This is a genomic window from Nonomuraea cypriaca, assembly GCF_015645445.1.
GTDB lineage: Bacteria > Actinomycetota > Actinomycetes > Streptosporangiales > Streptosporangiaceae > Nonomuraea > Nonomuraea cypriaca.
On record NZ_JADOGI010000009.1, the window covers coordinates 56642 to 74802 of the forward strand.

The following is an 18161-nucleotide window of genomic DNA, read 5'->3' on the forward strand; positions in this document are numbered from 1 at the left end:
GCGCAGGCCACCATGTCGTCGCCGACCGCCTTGGGCCGCCTGCCCATACTGCCCCGCGCTCGCGGCCAGACGCCTGGCGTTCCAGAAACTTCTCCCGGATGTACTCACGCTCGAAGGTTTCGTCGACCCCGACGGGCCGATTTCCCACGGCTCATCTTCACGTTGCCTAGTTCGCTCGCGCCGCACCGGTGGAGGGCGGTCTTCGTTTCGCTCCTGACCGACGCCAATCTTCACGTTGGGAGGTCTCGGGAAGGGAGGTTGGAACCTGCGTCGGAAGGCATGTGACGACACCGTCGCCGTGATCGGCATGCTCCTGAACCGTACTGGTGTCCTGAGCTCAGTCGGCGACCGACGTGCCCAGTAGCGCGCCCAGGGCGATGCTGATGCCCGCGATGAGCACACCGCCGAGAGTGACGGTGGCCAGCGACCCGCGAATGAGACGCCGAAGAACCGGTGGCGCAGCCATGCGAGGGTCAGCAGTTCCAAGATGACCACCACCAGCGCGGCTACAAGCGCGGGCAGATACGACGGAATCAAGAACGGCAAGGTGTGCATGATGCCGCCGACAAAGGTACCGCCGCCGACGACGCAACCTCTTCGCCACGCGCTGCCGCGTTCGGTAACCGCTCCAGTGTCGGACAGTCCCTCGGAGAACGCCATACTGATCGCCGCCCCGATGGCCGTGGCCAGCCCCCGCCACGAACGCGTAACCCGGCTGCCGGGTCGAGACCACCACGGCGAAGATCGGCGCCAGCGAGGACAACGAGCCATCGATGAGCCCGTTCAACCCTGGCTGCACCCGCTGGAGAAGAACGCGCCTACCCAAAGAAGGACCGGTATGGTCTTTTTCCTCCATATGCCTAATCTTCGACCAGCCCGTCGTGGGTGGGGTCTTCCGTCCTCCTAGTGCTGGTAAAAAAGCAGGCCCGCGCAGATACGACGAAAAGAAGCGGGCATTCAGGCAGGCGTCGTTGTCCGTGTCTGAGGAGCACCATGGCCATGCCGCGATCTGCCGTCCTGCTCGGACTGGCTCTCATGACGGGGGTCGCCTGCCGCCCGGTCGCGACAATCGAGGCAGCCCCCGCCACGCCGACCGCGCCGGCCCCGACCGCGCAGGCGCAGCCGGCGTTCCGCCAGCCGCGCGAACTGATCAGCAGCGGCGGCCTGCTGAGGGTACGGCTCGTAGTGGAGCAACGTACCGTCCGGCTGGCCGGCCAGGACGTCAAGGCACTGACCTACAACGGAGACTACATGCCGCCCACGCTCCGCCTGCGCCCCGGCGACCGGCTCGACCTGACCCTGGTGAACCGGCTGGGCGAGCACACCAACCTGCACACCCATGGCTGGCACGTCTCCCCGAGCGGCAATTCCGACAATGTCTACCTGCACATCATGCCGGGCCAGACCTACCACTACAGCTACCGCCTACCCAAGGATCTGGAACCGGGCACGTACTGGTACCACTCGCACGCCCACCCGATCTCCGAGCCGCAGGTCTTCGCGGGCCTCTCCGGCGCCATTGTGATCGACGGGCTCGACCGCTACCTCCCGCGCCGCCTGCACGGCATCACCGAACGCCTCATCGCGCTCAAGGACTTCCAGGTACACGACGGAGCCATCCCCACGACCGGCATCGACAGCAACGCGTCCACCACCAGGACCGTGAACGGGCTCGTCAATCCGGTCATCCACATCCGCCCCGGCGAAACCCAGCTGTGGCGCCTGGCCAACATCAGCGCCGACATCGCCTACAACGTCCGGCTCGAGGGCGCCCGCCTCACCGTGCTGGCCCAGGACGCCAACCCCGCCAACCGCGTCTGGAGCGACGAAGCCCTGCTCCTGCCGCCCGGGGCGCGCTACGACGTGCTCGTGCAGGGACCGCCGGCCGGCCGTACGCGCCTGATCACCACCGCCTACAACACCGGCCCGGACGGCGACTCCTACCCGGAGACAACACTGGCCACCCTCGTATCCGCCGGACGCCCCATGTGGCCCGCGTCCATCCCCGCCGCCTTTGCTCCGATCGACGACCTCAGCAAGGACCGCATCGACCGGCGACGCACCATCACCTTCTCCGAGAACGACGAGACCAACCAGTTCTTCATCAACGGCAAGCTGTTCGACCCCGACCGGATAGACGCGCGTGCGAAGCTGAACACCACCGAGGAGTGGCTTGTCCGCAACGCCTCCGACGAGCAGCACACCTTCCATGTGCACGTCAACGACTTCCAGCTGATGAGCGTGAACGGCCGGCCTTACCACTTCCGTGGCTGGCAGGACACCGTTCAGCTGCCCGTGCGCGGAGAGGTGGTCATCCGGATGAGGTTCCGCGACTTCACCGGAAAATACCCGTTCCACTGCCACATCCTCAACCATGAGGACCGGGGGATGATGGCCAACATCGAGGTCACCCGCTGAGCCGATGGTGTAGCCCAGAACACTCCGCAGCATCGCCGTACACCGAGGACAAGACGACCCCGTCATCGTCAATGTTCGGAGCGTCGAGCATGGTCGCGCCACCAGTCCGCCACGCGGGCAGCCAGGTCACGGCAGCTCTGAGAGGCCGACCAGCACACCATCCGCTCCTGAGACGACTGCGCTCAGCGCCTCGTCATCCTGAACGAAGTTGAAAACGATGTCGGCGTCTCAGTGACCTGGCGTTCCATGGTGCGCCAGCGACAGCGCGGCCTGCTCGCCGGACGCCCAGCGCGTCTAGGATGGCGGTCGCCGAACAACTCACGGGGCCACAGCGCCGCCCTTGTCAGCGAGCTCAATGCCGCCCACGGGTCCGCCTTCGGCGCATTCACCGCCCCGGAGGCTCGGTCACGGCCGCAGCACCGCCTTGACCACTCCCTCGGCGCGCCGATCGAACGCCCGATACAGCCCGGGAGCGTCGTCGAGCCGGCCGTGGTGGGTGACCACCACACTGGGACGGGCTCGTCCGGACAGCACCATGTCACGCAGCAGCACCGTGTAACGCCGGTCATGCGTCCGGCCGAACCGCACCGAGATGCCCTTGGAGAAGAAGGTCCCCCATGGCACCGTCAGGCGGCCATCGACGTTTCCCTCTGGTGCCGGGTTCAGGTCCTTCTCGGCGTAGACGCCGATGACAGCCAGATGGCCGCTCGGGTTGACCAGCCGTGCGAGATCACCGACGATCTGCCCGGGGTTCTCCACGTCGTGCTTCAGGCGGTCACGGGCCTGGAAGCCGACCGCGTCGATGCCCGCCTCGACTCCGCGCATCGCCTCCTCGCCAGGCGCGAGACCGCGATCCTGGCGGAGTCCGCGGATCTGCTCGACCGGGTCCCCTTGCCGGTAGTCCACGGGTACGGCGCCGATCTCTGCGGCCTTGTCCAGCCGCTCGGACACCGAGTCGACAACGTAGACCTCGGCGGCGCCCTTGATCAGAGCGCTGTATGCGGCCAGCAGGCCGATGGTACCGGCGCCGAACACCGCGACCGTCGTGCCCGTGAGGCCGGTTGCGCTTGCGTGTCGTTGCCTAGGCTTCGAGTAGTTCGGCGGGATCGAACGAGGCCGGGAAGGGCTCGGTCAGCGTCACGAGTTCGCCCGCCTTCGTCTGTCCGGTCATCTCGTAGCCGTCCGGGCCAAGCTGGAACACCTCGACGCGTGGAATGTCGGCACCTTCGATCTCAACCCTGATGAACACGCCGATGCCGGCCTTGGCGTATTTGGGCGGCTTGATCTCGTAGTCCCGCCGACGATTGCCCAGCCCAGGACTGACGATCTCGGCCACGGCCGCCACGTCCGAGGCCGGGAAGACCACCGTGCGAGCCATGACCAGGTCACGGGGCACCACCGCGACGTCGGGAATGAGCCCGTCGTCCCCGGTCTGCACGTTCACCGTCTCGACGACCACGAGATCCGGCTTCGCCGCCCTGGCCGCCGCCGTGAGGACCGCTCGCAAACCGCCGGCGCACAATGCGTGCGAGCCCATGGGCACAGGACTCACCGAGAAGTTCCCGTCGATCAACTCGATGCGCTCCCCCGTTTCGGGCAGCTTGAGCCAGTCATCGACGGTGTAACCGGTGACGCGGCCGGCGGGGAACAGCGGCGTCCGCCTGGGCGCCGGGTGTGCGACCAGCCGGCCCTCGCTAGGCAGAGCGCTCATATCGTCGCCACCTTCCATGAGCCGAGTCTCGCATCGCCATGACCGATCGCGTGTGTTTACGCGTTCATGCGATCACAACAAGTGACGCTTTGACATTACCGTCACATGACGTGCCATGTCCTTTCTCGCGAGATCCGGCACGTGTTCCCTGCGGAGGTGCAGGTCAGGCAAGGCTCTCCTGCGTTGCGGATCTTAGGGACCTATGCCTACATTTCATGAATAAGCCGTTTATAGGTGGAGGAATTGCATGACCGTCGAGCTCGCCCCGCCGTACTCTCCGGAGAAGCACCACCGCCACCGGGACGTGACCGGTGGGTGGTTGCGGCCGGCGGTGTTCGGGGCGATGGATGGGCTGGTGTCCAACTTCGCGTTGATCGCCGGAGTCGTGGGGGCCGCCGGCGCCGGGCAGGGCGCGGTGCTGGCGGGGGTCGCGGGCCTGGTCGCCGGGGCGTGTTCCATGGCGGCCGGCGAGTACACGTCGGTCAAGTCCCAGACGGAGCTGATGCGGGCCGAGATCGCCGTGGAACGCCGGGAGCTGGCCCGCGACCCCGTTGGCGAGCAGGCGGAGCTGGCCGCGCTCTACCGGGCGCGCGGCCTCGACCCCGAGCTGGCGCGCCGGGTCGCCGAGAGGTTGTCCGCCGATCCCGAGCAGGCGCTGCGGGTGCACGTACGGGAGGAGCTGGGGGTGGATCCCGACGACCTGCCCTCGCCTTACGTGGCCGCCGGGTCGTCGTTCTGCGCGTTCGCCACCGGGGCGCTGGTGCCGCTGGCGCCGTTCCTGTTCGGGGCGGCCGGGCTGGTGGTGGCCCTGGTGCTGAGCGTGATGGCGTTGTTCGGGTTCGGTGCGGCGGTGGCCGTGATGACCGCGCGCCCGTGGTGGCTCGGCGGTCTGCGGCAGCTCGCGCTGGGCGTGGGCGCCGCGAGCGTCACGTTCGGCCTGGGCCACCTGCTCGGCGTCGCGGTCTCATAACCCGCCCACGGCCGGCCCGGCCTCTTGGCGCCATGATCTGCGTCAGAGAGGTCACGGCGTCCACCTCACGAGCACCCGGCCCTCGGGGATCAACGTGGACCGCTCCCACGTCCAGCTCGCCACGGTGATCATCTCGGCGGGCCGGTCGAGGGGGACGGGCGTGTCGAACAGGGCGGAGTGCGGGGTGAGCCGGAGGCCGCCACGGGGGATGACGACGGTCTCCAGCGGCGTGCGCAGGGTGGGGCCGTCGGGCTCGTCGAGATCGCTGCGTACCCAGGTGTCCGTCCCTGCGAAGGAGGTGAACGCGAGCGCCCCACGGGGGGCCGAGCAGGAGTGGCGCAGCGCCCCGGCGGGCACCCAGCCGTGGTGGCCGGGCAGGTAGGTGACGCCGGAGACGTTGAGCTCGCCGTCGAGCACGACGAACTCCTCCCCCGCGAGGTGGTGGCCGCGCTCGGGCCGCGCCCAGCCGGGCGGGAAGCGGACGAGCGAGGCGGAGCCGTCCAGCCTGGCCCGCCGCACCGGGAGGGTGGAACCGGGCATCAGGAAGTCTCGGCCGGGCAGCTCCGCGTCGAGCAGGTCGATCAGCACGTCGGCGGCCTCATCGGGGCTAGCCCTTGCGACGCCGTCTCTTGACGATGGCGCGCAGGGTCAGCAGCAGCACGACGGCCACGAACTGGCCGCCCAGCACGATGCGGTTGACGTCGATGGCGGGCCGCCACTGGACGTCGCCGTCCTTGAGCACGTAGACCCCCGCGGGCGTGGCGGTGAAGCCGAAGCCGCCTCCGCCGCCCTCGCCTTCCTCACCCCCCTTGTCAGGCTTGTCGCGCTTGCTCTGGCCCTGGCCCCCGCCGCCCCCCTGGGCGACTCTGGCGACGGGGATGATGATCGAGTCGCCCTGGTGGATCGGCTCGCCGAAGACGCGCCGCACGGTCGCGGCGTCCTTCGACTGCTCCACCAACTCCATGATGTTCATCACCCCATCGTCACCCCGCGGAGCCCCATCGTCCTAGTCGAACGTGGTGGAGATCTCGTGCCAGCCGCCCGGCGCGATCTCCGCCGCGCGCTCCGGCCCCCACGACCCCTTCGTGTACGGCAGCGGCCGCTCCGGCAGGTCGAGCACCGGCTGCACGATCCGCCACGACTCCTCCACCAGGTCGAACCTGGCGAACCTGCGCGGGTCGCCGCTGACGGCGTCGGACAGGATGCGCTCGTAGGCGGCTTCCATGGGCCCGAGCACCTTGGTGAAGTCGACGCTCACCGGAACCGGCCTGGTGTGCTGCTTGCCCGGCTCCTTGGCCAGCAGGTCGAACGTCACACCGGCGTCGGGCTGCAGCCTGAACCTGATGAGGTTGGGGCTCTCGGGGACGTCGCCGTCGCCGAACATCGTCACCGGAGGCCGGTGCAGCTCGGCGACGATCTCCAGGTCGGTGGCGGGAAGGGCCTTGCCGGAGCGGATGCACCAGGGCACCCCGGCCCAGCGCCAGTTGTCGATGTAGGCGCGCAGGGCGACGTAGGTCTCGGTCGTGGAGTCGGGGCGCACGCCATCGGTGCCGAGGTAGCCGGAGTATTGGCCGCGTACGACGTCGGCGGGCGCGATGGGCTTGACCGCGCGCAGCACGCGCCACTTCTCGTCGAGCTGGGCCCGGGCGTCGGTGGACGGCGGCGGGTCCATGGCGAGGATGGCCAGGAGCTGCAGCAGGTGGTTCTGGACCACGTCACGGATGGTGCCGGTGGCGTCGTAGAAGGCGCCCCGGTCGCGTATGTCGAAGTCCTCGGCCATGGTGATCTGGATGCTGCGGATGTGGGCGCGGTTCCAGATCGGTTCGAGCAGCGCGTTGGCGAACCGGAAGACCATGAGATCCTCCACCGGCTCCTTGCCCAGGAAGTGGTCGACCCGGCGCAGGTGGTCTTCGTCGAAATGCTTGAGCAGCTCGTCGTTGAGCCTGCGGGCCGATTCGAGGTCGTGCCCGAACGGCTTCTCCACCACTAGCCGGGCGTCGCGGTTGAGGCCCTCTCCCGCCAGCCCCTCGGCGACGGTGGCGAACAGCGACGGCGGCACCGCGAGGTAGTGGACGAGGAAGCCCAGCCCCTCGGTCTCGTCGCGCAGCCTGGCGAACGTCCCGGGGTCGCGGTAGTCGCCGGAGACCAGCCGCAGGTTGCCCGCCAGCCTCTCGAACGCCGCGTCGCGGACGCCGCCGCAGCCCTCGCGGACGCGCTCAAGCAGCGCGTCGAGACCCATATCGGTCTTGGCCACCCCGATGATCGGCAGGTCGAGCCGACCGTTGGCGATCAGGCGATAGAGCGCGGGCAGGACCAGCTTGTCCGCGAGGTCGCCCGTGCTGCCGAACAGGACCAGCGCGCCGGCCCGCGCCATCTCAGGCCCGCCTTCCGCGCAGCTCGCGGTAGCGGCGTACGAGGTGCTCGGTGGACGCGTCAGGGAGCTCCGTCGGCGGCTCGGCGGAGACGAGCGCGGGCGCCAGGTCCAGCGCCATCTTCTTGCCCAGCTCGACCCCCCACTGGTCGAAGGAGTCGACGCCCCAGATCGTGCCCTCGACGAACACGATGTGCTCGTAGAGCGCGACGAGCTGGCCCAGCGTGCCTGGGGTCAGCTTGGGCGCGAGGATCGTGGAGGTGGGCCGGTTGCCCGGCATCACCTTGTGCGGCACGACCTCGGCCGCGGTGCCCTCACCGGCGATCTCCTCGGCCGTCTTGCCGAACGCCAGCGCCGACGTCTGCGCCAGCAGATTGGCGGTGAGCTGGTCGTGCATGCCCTCGCGGTCCTCGAAGGGCTCGGCGAAGCCGATGAAGTCGGCCGGCACCAGCCGGGTGCCCTGGTGCAGGAGCTGGTAGAAGGCGTGCTGGCCGTTGGTGCCCGGCTCGCCCCAGAAGATCTCCCCGGTGGCCGTCGTCACTGGGGAGCCGTCGGCGCGTACGGACTTGCCGTTGGACTCCATCGTGAGCTGCTGCAGGTAGGCGGGGAAGCGGTGCAGCCGCTGGCTGTAGGGCAGCACGGCACGGGTCTCGGCGCCGAAGAAGTCGTTGTACCAGACTCCGAGCAGGCCCATCAGCACCGGCATGTTGGCCTTGAACGGCGCGGTGCGGAAGTGCTGGTCCATGGCGTGGAAGCCGGCGAGCATCTCGCGGAACCGCTCGGGGCCGATGGCGATCATGAGGGAGAGCCCGATGGCGCCGTCGAAGGAGTAGCGGCCGCCGACCCAGTCCCAGAAGCCGAACATGTTGTCGGTGTCGATGCCGAAGGCGGCGACCTTCTCCGCGTTGGTGGAGACGGCGACGAAGTGCTTGGACACCGCCTCGTCGCCGAGCGCGTCGACCAGCCAGCGGCGCGCGACCCTGGCGTTGGTGAGCGTCTCGAGCGTGGTGAAGGTCTTGGAGCTGACCACGAACAGGGTGGTCGCGGGGTCGAGCCCGGCGAGGTTGCCGGTGATGTCGGCCGGGTCGATGTTGGAGACGAACCTGGCCGTGATGCCGGCGTCGGCGTAGTCGCGCAGCGCCTCGTAGGCCATGGCGGGGCCGAGGTCGGAGCCGCCGATGCCGATGTTGACCACGGTCTCGATCGGCTTGCCCGTGGCGCCCTTCCACTCCTTCGACCTGACCCGGCCGGCGAACGCGCTCATCTCGTCCAGCACGGTGTGCACGTCGGCCACGACGTCCTGACCGTCCACGACGAGCCGGGCGTCGCGGGACATGCGCAGCGCCACGTGCAGGACCGCGCGATCCTCGCTGACGTTGATGTGCTCGCCGCCGAACATCCGGGCGATCCTGTCGCGCAGGCCCGCCCGCTCGGCCAGGGCCACCAGCAGGTCGATCGTCTCCTCGGTGGCCCGGTGCTTGGCGTAGTCGAGGTAGAGGTCGCCGGCGGTCACCGTCATGCGCCCAGCGCGTCCCGGGTCCTGCGCGAACAGCTCGCGCAGATGCCTGTCGGCCAGCTCCTCGTGGTGCTTGCCCAGGGCCGCCCACTCCTGGCTCCGGGTGATGTCGCCGTTCACGCTTTCTGCCTCCTTGATCGCCGAACAGATCACCATCGTCCCGTAACCGCATACCCGCCGCGGTTCATTCCGCGCATGGCGGAGCGGAGATCTTCGGCAACTTGGTGCGATTCGGGCCGGCAGCGCCTCAGTGGGATTCGCGACCGACGTGATCGCCGCTGGAACCGGTGAGGAAGTCGAGGTCGGCGCCGCGGTCGGCCTGGGTGACGTGCTCCACGTAGAGGCGTTCCCACCCGCGTACGGGCCTGGCGTGCCCGTTCATGACCGGCTCCCTGGCGGCCAGCTCGGCGTCGGGGACGTCCACGTCGAGCCGTCTGGCGGCCACGTCCAGGACGATCGGGTCGCCGGTGCGCACCTTCGACAGCGGCCCGCCGGCCGCCGCCTCGGGCGCGGTGTGCAGCACGACCGTGCCGTACGCGGTGCCGCTCATGCGGGCGTCGCTGATGCGCACCATGTCGCGTACGCCCTTGGCCAGCAACTTGGCCGGCAGCGGCAGGTTGCCGACCTCCGGCATGCCGGGGTACCCCTTGGGCCCGCAGCCGCGCAGCACCAGCACCGATGTCTCGTCCACGTCCAGGTCCGGGGAGTCGAGCCGGGCGTACACGTCCTCCACGCTGTCGAAGACGACGGCCCTGCCGCGGTGGCGCAGCAGCTCGGGCGAGGCGGCGGCGGGTTTGATCACGGCGCCGCCCGGCGCGAGGTTGCCGCGCAGGACGGCGATGCCCGCGTCCGGCAGCAGCGGATCGGAGCGCCGCCTGATGACGCTCTCGTCCCATATCTCCGCCCCGGCGAGGTCCTCCACGAGGGGCCGTCCCGTGACGGTGATCGCGGCGGGGTCGAGCAGGTCCTCGACCTCCTTGAGCACGGCCGCGAGGCCGCCCGCCCTGAACAAATCGTCCATCAGGTGCCGCCCGGCCGGCTGGAGGTCGACGAGCAGCGGCACGCCGGCGCCGGTGCGGTCGAAGTCGTCCAGGCTCAGCTCGACGCCCAGCCGGCCGGCGATGGCCAGCAGGTGGACGACGGCGTTGGTGGAGCCGCCGACGGCGGCCAGGGTCACGATGGCATTGAGGAACGCGCCCCTGGTCATGACCTGGCTCGGGCGGCGGCCCTCCATGACGAGACCGACGGCGAGGCGGCCGGTCTCGTGCGAGCGCTCGAGCAGGCGGCTGTCCGCCGCGGGCGTGCCGGCGGTGCCGGGCAGCGTCATCCCGAGCGCCTCGGCCATGCAGGCCATGGTGGAGGCGGTGCCCATGGTGTTGCAGTGGCCGCGGCTGCGGATCATGGACGACTCGGACCGCAGGAACGCCTCGCGGGAGAGCGTTCCCGCGCGGACCTCCTCGCTGAGCCGCCACACGTCGGTGCCGCAGCCGAGCGGCGCGCCGCGGAAGTGTCCCGTCAGCATGGGGCCGCCGGGCACCACGACGGCGGGCAGGTCCACGGAGGAGGCGGCCATCAGCAGGGACGGGATGGTCTTGTCGCACCCGCCGAGCAGCACCACGCCGTCGATGGGGTTGGCGCGCAACATCTCCTCGGTGGCCATGGCGGCCAGGTTGCGCCAGAGCATCGCGGTCGGGCGGACGTTGGTCTCGCCGAGCGAGACGACGGGCAGGTTGAGCGGTACGCCGCCGGCCTCCCACACGCCGTCCATGACGCTCTTCGCCACCTCGTTCAGGTGGGAGTTGCAGGGGGTGAGGTCGGAGGCGGTGTTGGCGATCGCGATGTGCGGCTTACCGCCTTCGAACGCCTCACGCGGCAGCCCGCGCCGCATCCACGCCCGATGGATGTAGGAGTTTCGGTCGTTTCCCGAATACCAGCGCGAACTCCTCAATTCCATGTGCGGCACCTTATCCGGCGCTGGGGGGATTCAGCACGTTCTGTGGAGGAAGCAGCTGAATATGGACCACATCGACGCGTACTGGCGGGCGGCCAACTATCTGTCCGTCGGGCAGATCTATCTGCTGGACAATCCGCTGCTGACCGAGCCGCTGCGTCCCGAGCACATCAAGCCGCGGCTGCTCGGCCACTGGGGCACGACGCCCGGCCTGAACTTCTGCTTCGCCCACCTCAACCGGGTGATCAGGGAACGCGACCAGGACATGATCTACATCGCCGGCCCAGGGCACGGCGGGCCCGGGGCGGTGGCGCACGCGTGGCTGGAGGGCTCGTACTCGGAGCGCTATCCGGACATCTCGCAGGACGCGGAGGGGATGCGGCGGCTGTTCCGCCAGTTCTCCTTCCCCGGCGGCGTGCCGAGCCACGTCGCGCCGGAGACGCCCGGCTCGATCCACGAGGGCGGCGAACTCGGGTACTCGCTCGCGCACGCGTACGGGGCCGCGTTCGACAACCCGGACCTGGTCGTGGCGTGCGTCATCGGCGACGGCGAGGCCGAGACCGGCCCGCTCGCCACGAGCTGGCACTCCAACAAGCTCACGGACCGCCGCCGCGACGGCGTCGTCCTGCCCATCCTGCACCTGAACGGCTACAAGATCGCCGGCCCGACCCTGCTCGCCCGCATTCCCGAGGACGAGCTGATCAAGCTCATGGAGGGGTACGGCCACCGCCCCCACCTCGTGGGCCCCGACCACGAGGAGATGGCGGCCGCCCTGGACACCGCGTTCGAGGAGATGGCGGCCTACAAGGACGGCGACGCCGACCGGCTGCCGATGATCATCCTGCGGACGCCGAAGGGCTGGACCGGGCCGCGCGAGGTGGATGGGCTACCGGTCGAGGGCACCTGGCGGGCCCACCAGGTGCCGCTGGCCAAGGTCCGCGACAACGCCGGCCACCTGGCGATGCTGGAGGAGTGGATGCGCTCGTACCGGCCGGAGGAGCTGTTCGACGGCCAGGGCCGGCCGGTCCAGGCGATCCTGGACACGGTGCCGCGGGGCGGGCGGCGGATGAGCGCCAACCCGCACACCAACGGCGGCGAGTTGCTGGAGCCGCTGCGACTGCCCGACTTCCGCATGCTTGCCGTCGAGGTCAAGTCGCCGGCCACCCAGTCGAGCGAGCCCACGCGGGTGCTCGGCGGGTTCCTGCGCGACGTGATCAGGTACAACCCGCACACGTTCCGCCTGATGGGACCGGACGAGACCGAGTCGAACCGGTTGTCGGCGGTGTTCGAGGCCACCGACAGGGCCTGGGACGCCGAGACGCTGCCTACGGACGAGCACCTGGCCGCCGGCGGGCGGGTGATGGAGGTGCTGAGCGAGCACCTGTGCCAGGGCTGGCTGGAGGGCTACCTGCTGACCGGCCGGCACGGGCTGTTCAACTGCTACGAGGCGTTCATCCACATCATCGACGCCATGTTCAACCAGCACGCCAAGTGGCTGGAGTCGTCCAAGAAGATCCCGTGGCGGCGCCCGGTCGCCTCACTCAACTACCTGCTCTCGTCGCACGTGTGGCGGCAGGATCACAACGGGTTCAGCCACCAGGATCCGGGCTTCCTCGGCGTGGTGGTGAACAAGAAGGCGTCGGTGGTGCGCGTCTACCTGCCGCCGGACGCCAACACCCTGCTCTCGGTCGGCGACCACTGCCTGCGCTCCCGCGACTACGTCAACGTCATCGTGGCGGGCAAGCAGCCGATCCTGGACCTGTTCACGATGGACGAGGCCATCGCGCACAACACGCGTGGCCTGGGCATCCTGCCCTGGGCCTCCACCGACCAGGGGGCCGACCCGGACGTCGTGCTGGGGTGCGCGGGCGACGTGCCCACCCTGGAGACCCTGGCCGCTGCAGCGCTGCTCCGCGAGCACCTGCCCGACCTGCGGGTACGGGTCGTGAACGTGGTGGACCTCATGCGGCTCCAGCCGCCGTCGGAGCACCCGCACGGCATGTCCGACGCCGAGTTCGACACCCTGTTCACCACCGGCAAACCGATCATCTTCAACTTCCACGGCTACCCGTCGCTCATCCACCAGCTCACCTACCGCCGGCACGGCCATGCCCACCTGCACGTACGCGGCTACAAGGAGGAGGGCACCACGACGACGCCGTTCGACATGGCCATGCTGAACGACATCGACCGCTTCCACCTGGTCATGGACGTCATCGACCGCGTGCCAGAACTGGGCTCGACCCAGGCGCACCTGCGCCAGTTCATGAGCGACGCCCGGCTGTACGCCCGCGCGTACACCAGGGACCACGGCGAGGACCCCCCGGAGATCAGGTCGTGGACATGGCCCGCCACATCCTCGTCCTGAACACCGGCTCCTCGTCGATCAAGTACGAGCTCGTCGACATGACCACGCGTACGCGGCCCGCCAGGGGGCTGGTCGAGCGCATCGGCGAGGAGGGCGGGCGGCTGACGCACCACGCCGGGGGCGGGAGGCCGTACGAGCGGCGGGCCCGCTTCCCCGGGCACCGCGAGGGGCTGGCGGCGGTCATGGAGGCGTTCGAGGCGGCCGGGCCCGAGCTGAACCCGGTCGCGGTCGGGCACCGGGTCGTGCACGGGGGGAACAGGTTCACCGAGGCCGTGCTCATCGACGACGGCGTGCTGCGCGCGATCGAGGAGCTGGCGCCGCTCGCGCCCCTGCACAACCCGATCAACGTGGCCGGCATCGAGGTCGCGCGCGGGGCCTTTCCCGGGGTGCCGCAGGTGGCCGTGTTCGACACCGCGTTCCAGTTGACGCTGCCGCCGGAGGCGTACACGTACGCGGTGCCCCGGGACTGGCGCGAGCGGCTCGGCGTACGGCGCTTCGGCTTCCACGGCACCTCCTGCGCGTACGTCTCCCGCCGCGCCGCCGCCTTCCTCGGCCGGGACCTCGCCACCCTGAACCTGATCGTGCTGCACCTGGGCAACGGCGCCAGCGCCACCGCCGTCTCCGGCGGCCGCAGCGTCGACACCTCGATGGGCATGACGCCCCTGGAGGGCCTGGTCATGGGCACTCGCTCGGGCGACGTCGACCCCGCGCTGGCCGGCTACCTGGCCCGCGTGGACGGGATGGACGCCCAGCGGGTGGAGGCCGGGCTGGACCGCCACGGCGGCCTGCTCGCGCTGGCCGGGACGGGCGACATGCGGAAGCTGCGCGCCCGTGACGACGACGAGGCCAGGCTCGCCCTGGAGATCTACACGCGGCGCGTCCGCAAGTACGTCGGCGCCTACTACGCGCTGCTCGGCCAGGTGGACGCGATCGTGTTCACCGGCGGCGTGGGCGAGAACGACGCCGCCACCCGGGCCGAGTCCCTGGCCGGCCTCGACCGGCTCGGCATCGTCGTGGATCCGCCGCGCAACGAGGCGGCGGGGGCCGGCGAGCGGGCCGTCTCCCCGGCGGGCGGCGAGGTGGCCGTGCTGGTCATCCCCACCGACGAGGAATGGGAGATCGCCCGTCAAGCCCTCGCGCTGATCGAGCCCGGCCCATGACGGCCCGCGTCGCCGTTCAAGACCAGCTTGTTCAAGACCAGCTTGTTCGGGGACGGCTTGTTCGGGGACGGCTACTCGGGGACGGTTATTCGGGGACGGTTATTCGGGGACGGTTATTCGAGGACGGCGCGGGTCTGTGCCGGGGGCGGTCAGCTCGCACCACACCACCTTCCCGCCGTCCCACTGCGAGATCCCCCAGCCGGTGGACAGCAGCCGCACCACGTGCAACCCCCAGCCGTTGACCGGGCCGGGCTCGCGCGGCTCCGGGAGGTCCGTCCCGGCGTCGCTCACCTCGATCCGCACCCGATCAGCGTCGCCCCTCATCCGCAGCACGGGCGGGCCGTCCCCGTGCACGAGCGCGTTCGTCACCAGCTCCGACACCACCAGCAGGACGTCCTCGTGGTACCCCAGGTAGCCGAGCTCGGCCAGCGTGCGGCGGGCGATCTGGCGAGCTGCCGTGATGCTGCCCATCTCCTCCGGCAGATGGGTGTCCACGTCGTACGGCCTCGCCTCCTCACTCTCCACACCTCTACCTTTATGGAGAACGGCGGCTGATAACGAGACGCAGGAGCGCCAGACCCGCCTGATGCGGACATGGGACGCGATCTGGTGCGTTTGCGCTAGTCGAGCAGCCCGTCCCGGCGGGCGAGCGCCACCGCTTCCAGTTTGGACCGGGCGCCCAGCTTCTCCAGCACATGCTGTACGTGGTTGCGCGCCGTGTTCCTGGCCACACCCAGGCGCTCGCTGATCTCGTCCGTACTGGCGCCCTCGGCCAGCAGCAGCAGCGTCTCACGCTCCCGCGCCGTCAGCGCCGCCCCGAGCTGCCCCGCCCGGCCGGTCAGCCGGTCCAGCACGCCCGGCAGCAACGCCGGCGCGAACACCACCCCGCCGGCCGCCACCTCCCGCACCGCGGACTCCAACTCGCCCAGCCGCGACGACTTCACCACCAGCCCGGCCCCGCCGGCCTCCACCACCCTGGCGGCCACGGAAGCAGTCGCCTCGCCGGTCAGGACCAGCACGCGCGCCTTGGGGGCGGCGGCGGCGAGCCTGCCGATGGCCGAGATGCCGTCGCCGTCGGGAAGGCGGCGGTCGAGGACCACGACGTCGGGCTGGCACCTGCCGGCGTCGGCCACGGCCGCGGCGATCGTGCCCGCCTGGGCCACCACCTCGATGCCGGGGGCACGGTCCAGCGCCATGCCGATGGCCTCGGCGACCATGGCGTGATGCTCCACGAGCACCAGCCGGATCCAGGGGGGAGACGACATGGGGCGGAGTTCCTCGGCGTCGCTTTCCAGATGGCTCCCTCGTCTGGGAGGGCCGTACCAGCCTGACACGACCGCCCCGGCCCCGCCACCGCACCCTGACCCGCGTGGGCGGGAGAGCGGAGGGGGCGCAGGGTATGTCGTCGTTGGTAGGGTCATCCGGAACCGTGGATCTGAACAGGTGGGACAGGTGGAGCTCGAACAAACAGCGCTGCCGGGCATCGGGCTACGACACGAGTTCACCACCCGGGCGGGACAGCGGGTGGGCGTCGTGTCCCATCGTACCGGCCGCCGGGATCTGGTGATCTACGACAGGGACGATCCCGACCGGGCGTGCGAGACGGTCAAGCTCAACGACGAGGAGGCCGACGCCCTGGCCGAGCTCCTCGGCGCCCCCCGCATCGTGCAGCGGCTCAACCAGTTGCACCAGCAGGTCAGGGGCCTGGTGAGCGTCCAGTTGCCGATCTCCGCCGGCTCACCCTACGTGGGCCGTCCCATGGGGGACGCGCGCGTGCGGACGCGTACCAGCGCCTCCATCGTCGCCGTCGTGCGCGGCGCGCAGGTGTTCGCCAGCCCCGGTCCCGAGTTCGTACTGAACGAGGGTGACGTCGTGGTCGTGGTCGGCAGTGAGGGCACGACCACGGACGTCGCCGGCATCCTCGCTGACGGCTAGGACCACGGGTGCACGGCAGGCCGATCGTCCGATAGTTTGTTCGCATGGCCGATCGGAAACGCGGTGTCCCCACGCCCCCCATCGAGCAGACGATCCGGTCCGCCGGACAGCCTCTAGCTGTCAGTCGGAGCTACCGGGTGCTTGGTGCGCGCTGTTCCAGGACGTGGACTTGACCTCTCCCCCAGCCGAAGCAGAGGGATTCAACCCTCGCGGGTCGAGCTTTCTGCTTCACAGCCCGTTGCCGACCCGAATCAACGGCGAGGGTTGGTGTGCCAACCATCGGTCTTACACAGGCTCTACAGACCTGACTTCCCACTAGCCCGGCGGTAGGCCCTGCCAGCTTGGTCATCGCCAGCCGGGCAACCCGACCTTAGCACCCGAGCTGGGCGTATGTTCGGGGATTCGCCCAGGCGTCGGGTTGCCCGGCGCGGATCTGCGGGGCAGCGCCTTCCACGGCACCCGGCTGCGCGAGGCTGACCTGACCGGGGCCCGGCTGGAGGGTGCCGAGCTGCGCCGGGCGGACCTGTCGGGCGCGTGGCTGCACGGCGCCGACCTCACGAAGTGCGACCTGCGCGGGAGCGACCTGAGCACGCTCGACCCGCACACGGTCACGCTCAAGGACGCGATCATCGACCCCTTCCAGGCGACGGTGGTGGCCGCCGCGCTGGGGCTGATCGTCCGCGAATGACCCGGTCAGGCCGTCGCAACCCGCGGAAGCCGGCCGATGATCCGGTCAAATCGCCCCGCCGGGGCGGCCCATGAGCCGGTCAGATCGCCCCGGCCCGCAGGGCGCCTGGGCGGCCGGTGGGCCGGTCAGGCCGTCACGACTCGCAGGGCGCCGGGGTGGCGGCCGGTGAGGCGGTCGAGGGCGGCGGAGGTGGCCGCGTCGGCCGGCAGGTAGACGAGGATGCGCTGCTCGCCGTCGGACAGGTCGAGGAGCTCGCGCGCCAGGCGCAACTCCCCCGCCGCCGGGTGCGCCAGGCGTTGCACGGAGGCCATGAGCGGCGGCGTCGGCGGCCCGGCCATCCGCTCGGCGAACGGCGCTCCCGCCGCGAACGTCAGATCGGCGATGAGCTCGGCCGCATAGGGGTCGCCGGTGCTGGATTCGAGCTTCAGCGCGGCGGCGTGCTCGTCGGCGACCCGGTCCCAGTCGGGATAGGCGGCCTTGGCCCGCTCGTCGGCGAAGACGAACCTGGTCGTGCTGGGCGGGTCGCCGTCCAGCAGCCCGACCGGGCCGAACAACCGCTCGAAGCCGCTGGTGCGGGCCAGCACCTCCCCTACCCGGTTGAGCAGCACGGCCGGGGCGGGCTCCAGCCGGTCGAGCAGCGCGCGCACGGTCGGCCGGACCGTGCGGGCCGGCGTCTGCCCCGCCATCGGGCACAGCCCGATGGCACCGCTGGTGATCTTGGACAGGAAGCGCAGGTGGGTGCGCTCCTCCGGGCTCATCCGCAGGGCGTCGGCGAGGGTCGCGAGCACCTGCATGGACGGGTTGCGGTCGCGGCCCTGCTCCAGCCTGGTCAGGTATTCGACGCTCACCCCTGCCACCGTGGCCAGCTCCGACCTGCGCAGCCCCGGTGTGCGCCGGCGCGGGCCGTCGGGCAGCCCGACGTCGGCGGGCTTGACGGCTTCGCGGCGGGCCCGCAGGAAGGCTCCCAGGTCGTTGTCGCTCACGGCGCCGATTTTACCGGGGCCGCCCCGCCGTTATCGTGTCCCTGCCGGGGCCAGTCTCCGCGCGGTCTTCCTCCGCCGCCGCCGGCGCCG

Annotated in this window: 17 protein-coding genes; 6 read left to right on the forward strand and 11 right to left on the reverse strand. The window is 70.3% G+C overall.

The genetic code is table 11. The features are described 5' to 3' along the window. Window positions 1-337 precede the first annotated feature (337 nt). Window positions 338-466: a hypothetical protein gene (locus tag ITP53_RS59055; protein ID WP_268960933.1), complete on the reverse strand. Its 129-nt coding sequence runs from the start codon at window positions 464-466 to the stop codon at window positions 338-340. Window positions 467-999: 533 nt separating this feature from the next. On the opposite strand from ITP53_RS59055, the gene ITP53_RS04975 reads away from it, so the two are divergent. Beyond that, a complete protein-coding gene (locus ITP53_RS04975; protein ID WP_195894081.1) occupies window positions 1000-2418 on the forward strand; it encodes a multicopper oxidase family protein in 1419 nt (472 codons plus the stop codon). Window positions 2419-2823: 405 nt separating this feature from the next. Here the strand turns inward: ITP53_RS04975 and ITP53_RS04980 are convergent, their stop codons facing one another. Beyond that, complete coding sequence (locus ITP53_RS04980; protein WP_207755540.1) at window positions 2824-3453, reverse strand: zinc-binding dehydrogenase; 630 nt, start codon at window positions 3451-3453, stop codon at window positions 2824-2826. A gap of 46 nt (window positions 3454-3499) precedes the next feature. Beyond that, complete coding sequence (locus ITP53_RS04985) at window positions 3500-4129, reverse strand: Uma2 family endonuclease (protein ID WP_195894082.1); 630 nt, start codon at window positions 4127-4129, stop codon at window positions 3500-3502. 247 nt (window positions 4130-4376) lie between these two features. On the opposite strand from ITP53_RS04985, the gene ITP53_RS04990 reads away from it, so the two are divergent. Further along, window positions 4377-5099 (forward strand): VIT1/CCC1 transporter family protein, encoded by a 723-nt coding sequence (locus tag ITP53_RS04990; protein ID WP_195894083.1) that lies wholly within the window; start codon window positions 4377-4379, stop codon window positions 5097-5099. Between the two features lie 51 nt (window positions 5100-5150). Here ITP53_RS04990 and ITP53_RS04995 read toward each other — a convergent pair whose 3' ends face one another. The 5 genes from ITP53_RS04995 to ITP53_RS05015 all read right to left on the reverse strand — a co-directional run bounded on the left by ITP53_RS04995 (window position 5151) and on the right by ITP53_RS05015 (window position 10940). After that, window positions 5151-5687: a cupin domain-containing protein gene (locus ITP53_RS04995; RefSeq protein WP_195894084.1), complete on the reverse strand. Its 537-nt coding sequence runs from the start codon at window positions 5685-5687 to the stop codon at window positions 5151-5153. A gap of 19 nt (window positions 5688-5706) precedes the next feature. Continuing rightward, window positions 5707-6072, reverse strand: a complete 366-nt coding sequence (locus ITP53_RS05000; RefSeq protein ID WP_195894085.1) for a GerW family sporulation protein — start codon at window positions 6070-6072, stop codon at window positions 5707-5709. A gap of 33 nt (window positions 6073-6105) precedes the next feature. After that, complete coding sequence (gene zwf / locus ITP53_RS05005; protein WP_195894086.1) at window positions 6106-7473, reverse strand: glucose-6-phosphate dehydrogenase; 1368 nt, start codon at window positions 7471-7473, stop codon at window positions 6106-6108. 1 nt (window position 7474) lies between these two features. Continuing rightward, complete coding sequence (pgi, locus tag ITP53_RS05010) at window positions 7475-9142, reverse strand: glucose-6-phosphate isomerase (protein WP_207755541.1); 1668 nt, start codon at window positions 9140-9142, stop codon at window positions 7475-7477. A gap of 91 nt (window positions 9143-9233) precedes the next feature. Then, window positions 9234-10940: an IlvD/Edd family dehydratase gene (locus ITP53_RS05015; protein ID WP_195894088.1), complete on the reverse strand. Its 1707-nt coding sequence runs from the start codon at window positions 10938-10940 to the stop codon at window positions 9234-9236. A gap of 61 nt (window positions 10941-11001) precedes the next feature. Here ITP53_RS05015 and ITP53_RS05020 point away from each other — a divergent pair, with 61 nt between their 5' ends. Both ITP53_RS05020 and ITP53_RS05025 read left to right on the forward strand, forming a co-directional pair. Beyond that, window positions 11002-13305 (forward strand): phosphoketolase family protein, encoded by a 2304-nt coding sequence (locus tag ITP53_RS05020; protein WP_195894089.1) that lies wholly within the window; start codon window positions 11002-11004, stop codon window positions 13303-13305. Then, window positions 13281-14465 carry an acetate/propionate family kinase gene (locus ITP53_RS05025; RefSeq protein WP_195894090.1) on the forward strand — a complete coding sequence of 395 codons (1185 nt, stop codon included), beginning with the start codon at window positions 13281-13283 and terminating at the stop codon, window positions 14463-14465. The genes ITP53_RS05020 and ITP53_RS05025 overlap by 25 nt, the downstream gene beginning before the upstream one ends. A 99-nt stretch (window positions 14466-14564) precedes the next feature. On the opposite strand, the gene ITP53_RS05030 is transcribed toward ITP53_RS05025, so the two are convergent. Together ITP53_RS05030 and ITP53_RS05035 are read right to left on the reverse strand one after the other, a co-directional pair. Next, window positions 14565-14990, reverse strand: coding sequence for an ATP-binding protein (locus ITP53_RS05030; protein ID WP_195894091.1), 426 nt, complete (start codon window positions 14988-14990; stop codon window positions 14565-14567). A gap of 95 nt (window positions 14991-15085) precedes the next feature. Continuing rightward, window positions 15086-15730 (reverse strand): response regulator transcription factor, encoded by a 645-nt coding sequence (locus ITP53_RS05035; RefSeq protein WP_195894092.1) that lies wholly within the window; start codon window positions 15728-15730, stop codon window positions 15086-15088. A 187-nt stretch (window positions 15731-15917) separates the two neighbouring features. Between ITP53_RS05035 and ITP53_RS05040 the strand changes: the two genes are divergently transcribed. After that, window positions 15918-16400 carry a cation:proton antiporter regulatory subunit gene (locus tag ITP53_RS05040; protein ID WP_195894093.1) on the forward strand — a complete coding sequence of 161 codons (483 nt, stop codon included), beginning with the start codon at window positions 15918-15920 and terminating at the stop codon, window positions 16398-16400. Between the two features lie 418 nt (window positions 16401-16818). Continuing rightward, complete coding sequence (locus ITP53_RS05045; protein WP_236050456.1) at window positions 16819-17088, forward strand: pentapeptide repeat-containing protein; 270 nt, start codon at window positions 16819-16821, stop codon at window positions 17086-17088. A gap of 125 nt (window positions 17089-17213) precedes the next feature. On the opposite strand, the gene ITP53_RS05050 is transcribed toward ITP53_RS05045, so the two are convergent. Continuing rightward, a complete protein-coding gene (locus ITP53_RS05050; RefSeq protein WP_195894094.1) occupies window positions 17214-18071 on the reverse strand; it encodes a helix-turn-helix domain-containing protein in 858 nt (285 codons plus the stop codon). Between the last annotated feature and the right edge of the window lie 90 nt (window positions 18072-18161).

Excerpts from the sequence above, each read along its gene's own strand:
- ITP53_RS05025 (WP_195894090.1), top strand. The coding sequence starts at position 13,281 with ATGGCCCGCCACATCCTCGTCCTGAACACCGGCTCCTCGTCGATCAAG.
- ITP53_RS05020 (WP_195894089.1), top strand. The coding sequence starts at position 11,002 with ATGGACCACATCGACGCGTACTGGCGGGCGGCCAACTATCTGTCCGTC.
- ITP53_RS05015 (WP_195894088.1), bottom strand. The coding sequence starts at position 10,940 with ATGGAATTGAGGAGTTCGCGCTGGTATTCGGGAAACGACCGAAACTCC.
- ITP53_RS04985 (WP_195894082.1), bottom strand. The coding sequence starts at position 4,129 with ATGAGCGCTCTGCCTAGCGAGGGCCGGCTGGTCGCACACCCGGCGCCC.
- zwf (WP_195894086.1), bottom strand. The coding sequence starts at position 7,473 with ATGGCGCGGGCCGGCGCGCTGGTCCTGTTCGGCAGCACGGGCGACCTC.
- ITP53_RS04990 (WP_195894083.1), top strand. The coding sequence starts at position 4,377 with ATGACCGTCGAGCTCGCCCCGCCGTACTCTCCGGAGAAGCACCACCGC.
- ITP53_RS04975 (WP_195894081.1), top strand. The coding sequence starts at position 1,000 with ATGCCGCGATCTGCCGTCCTGCTCGGACTGGCTCTCATGACGGGGGTC.
- ITP53_RS05035 (WP_195894092.1), bottom strand. The coding sequence starts at position 15,730 with ATGTCGTCTCCCCCCTGGATCCGGCTGGTGCTCGTGGAGCATCACGCC.
- ITP53_RS05000 (WP_195894085.1), bottom strand. The coding sequence starts at position 6,072 with ATGAACATCATGGAGTTGGTGGAGCAGTCGAAGGACGCCGCGACCGTG.
- ITP53_RS59055 (WP_268960933.1), bottom strand. The coding sequence starts at position 466 with ATGGCTGCGCCACCGGTTCTTCGGCGTCTCATTCGCGGGTCGCTGGCC.
- pgi (WP_207755541.1), bottom strand. The coding sequence starts at position 9,142 with ATGGTGATCTGTTCGGCGATCAAGGAGGCAGAAAGCGTGAACGGCGAC.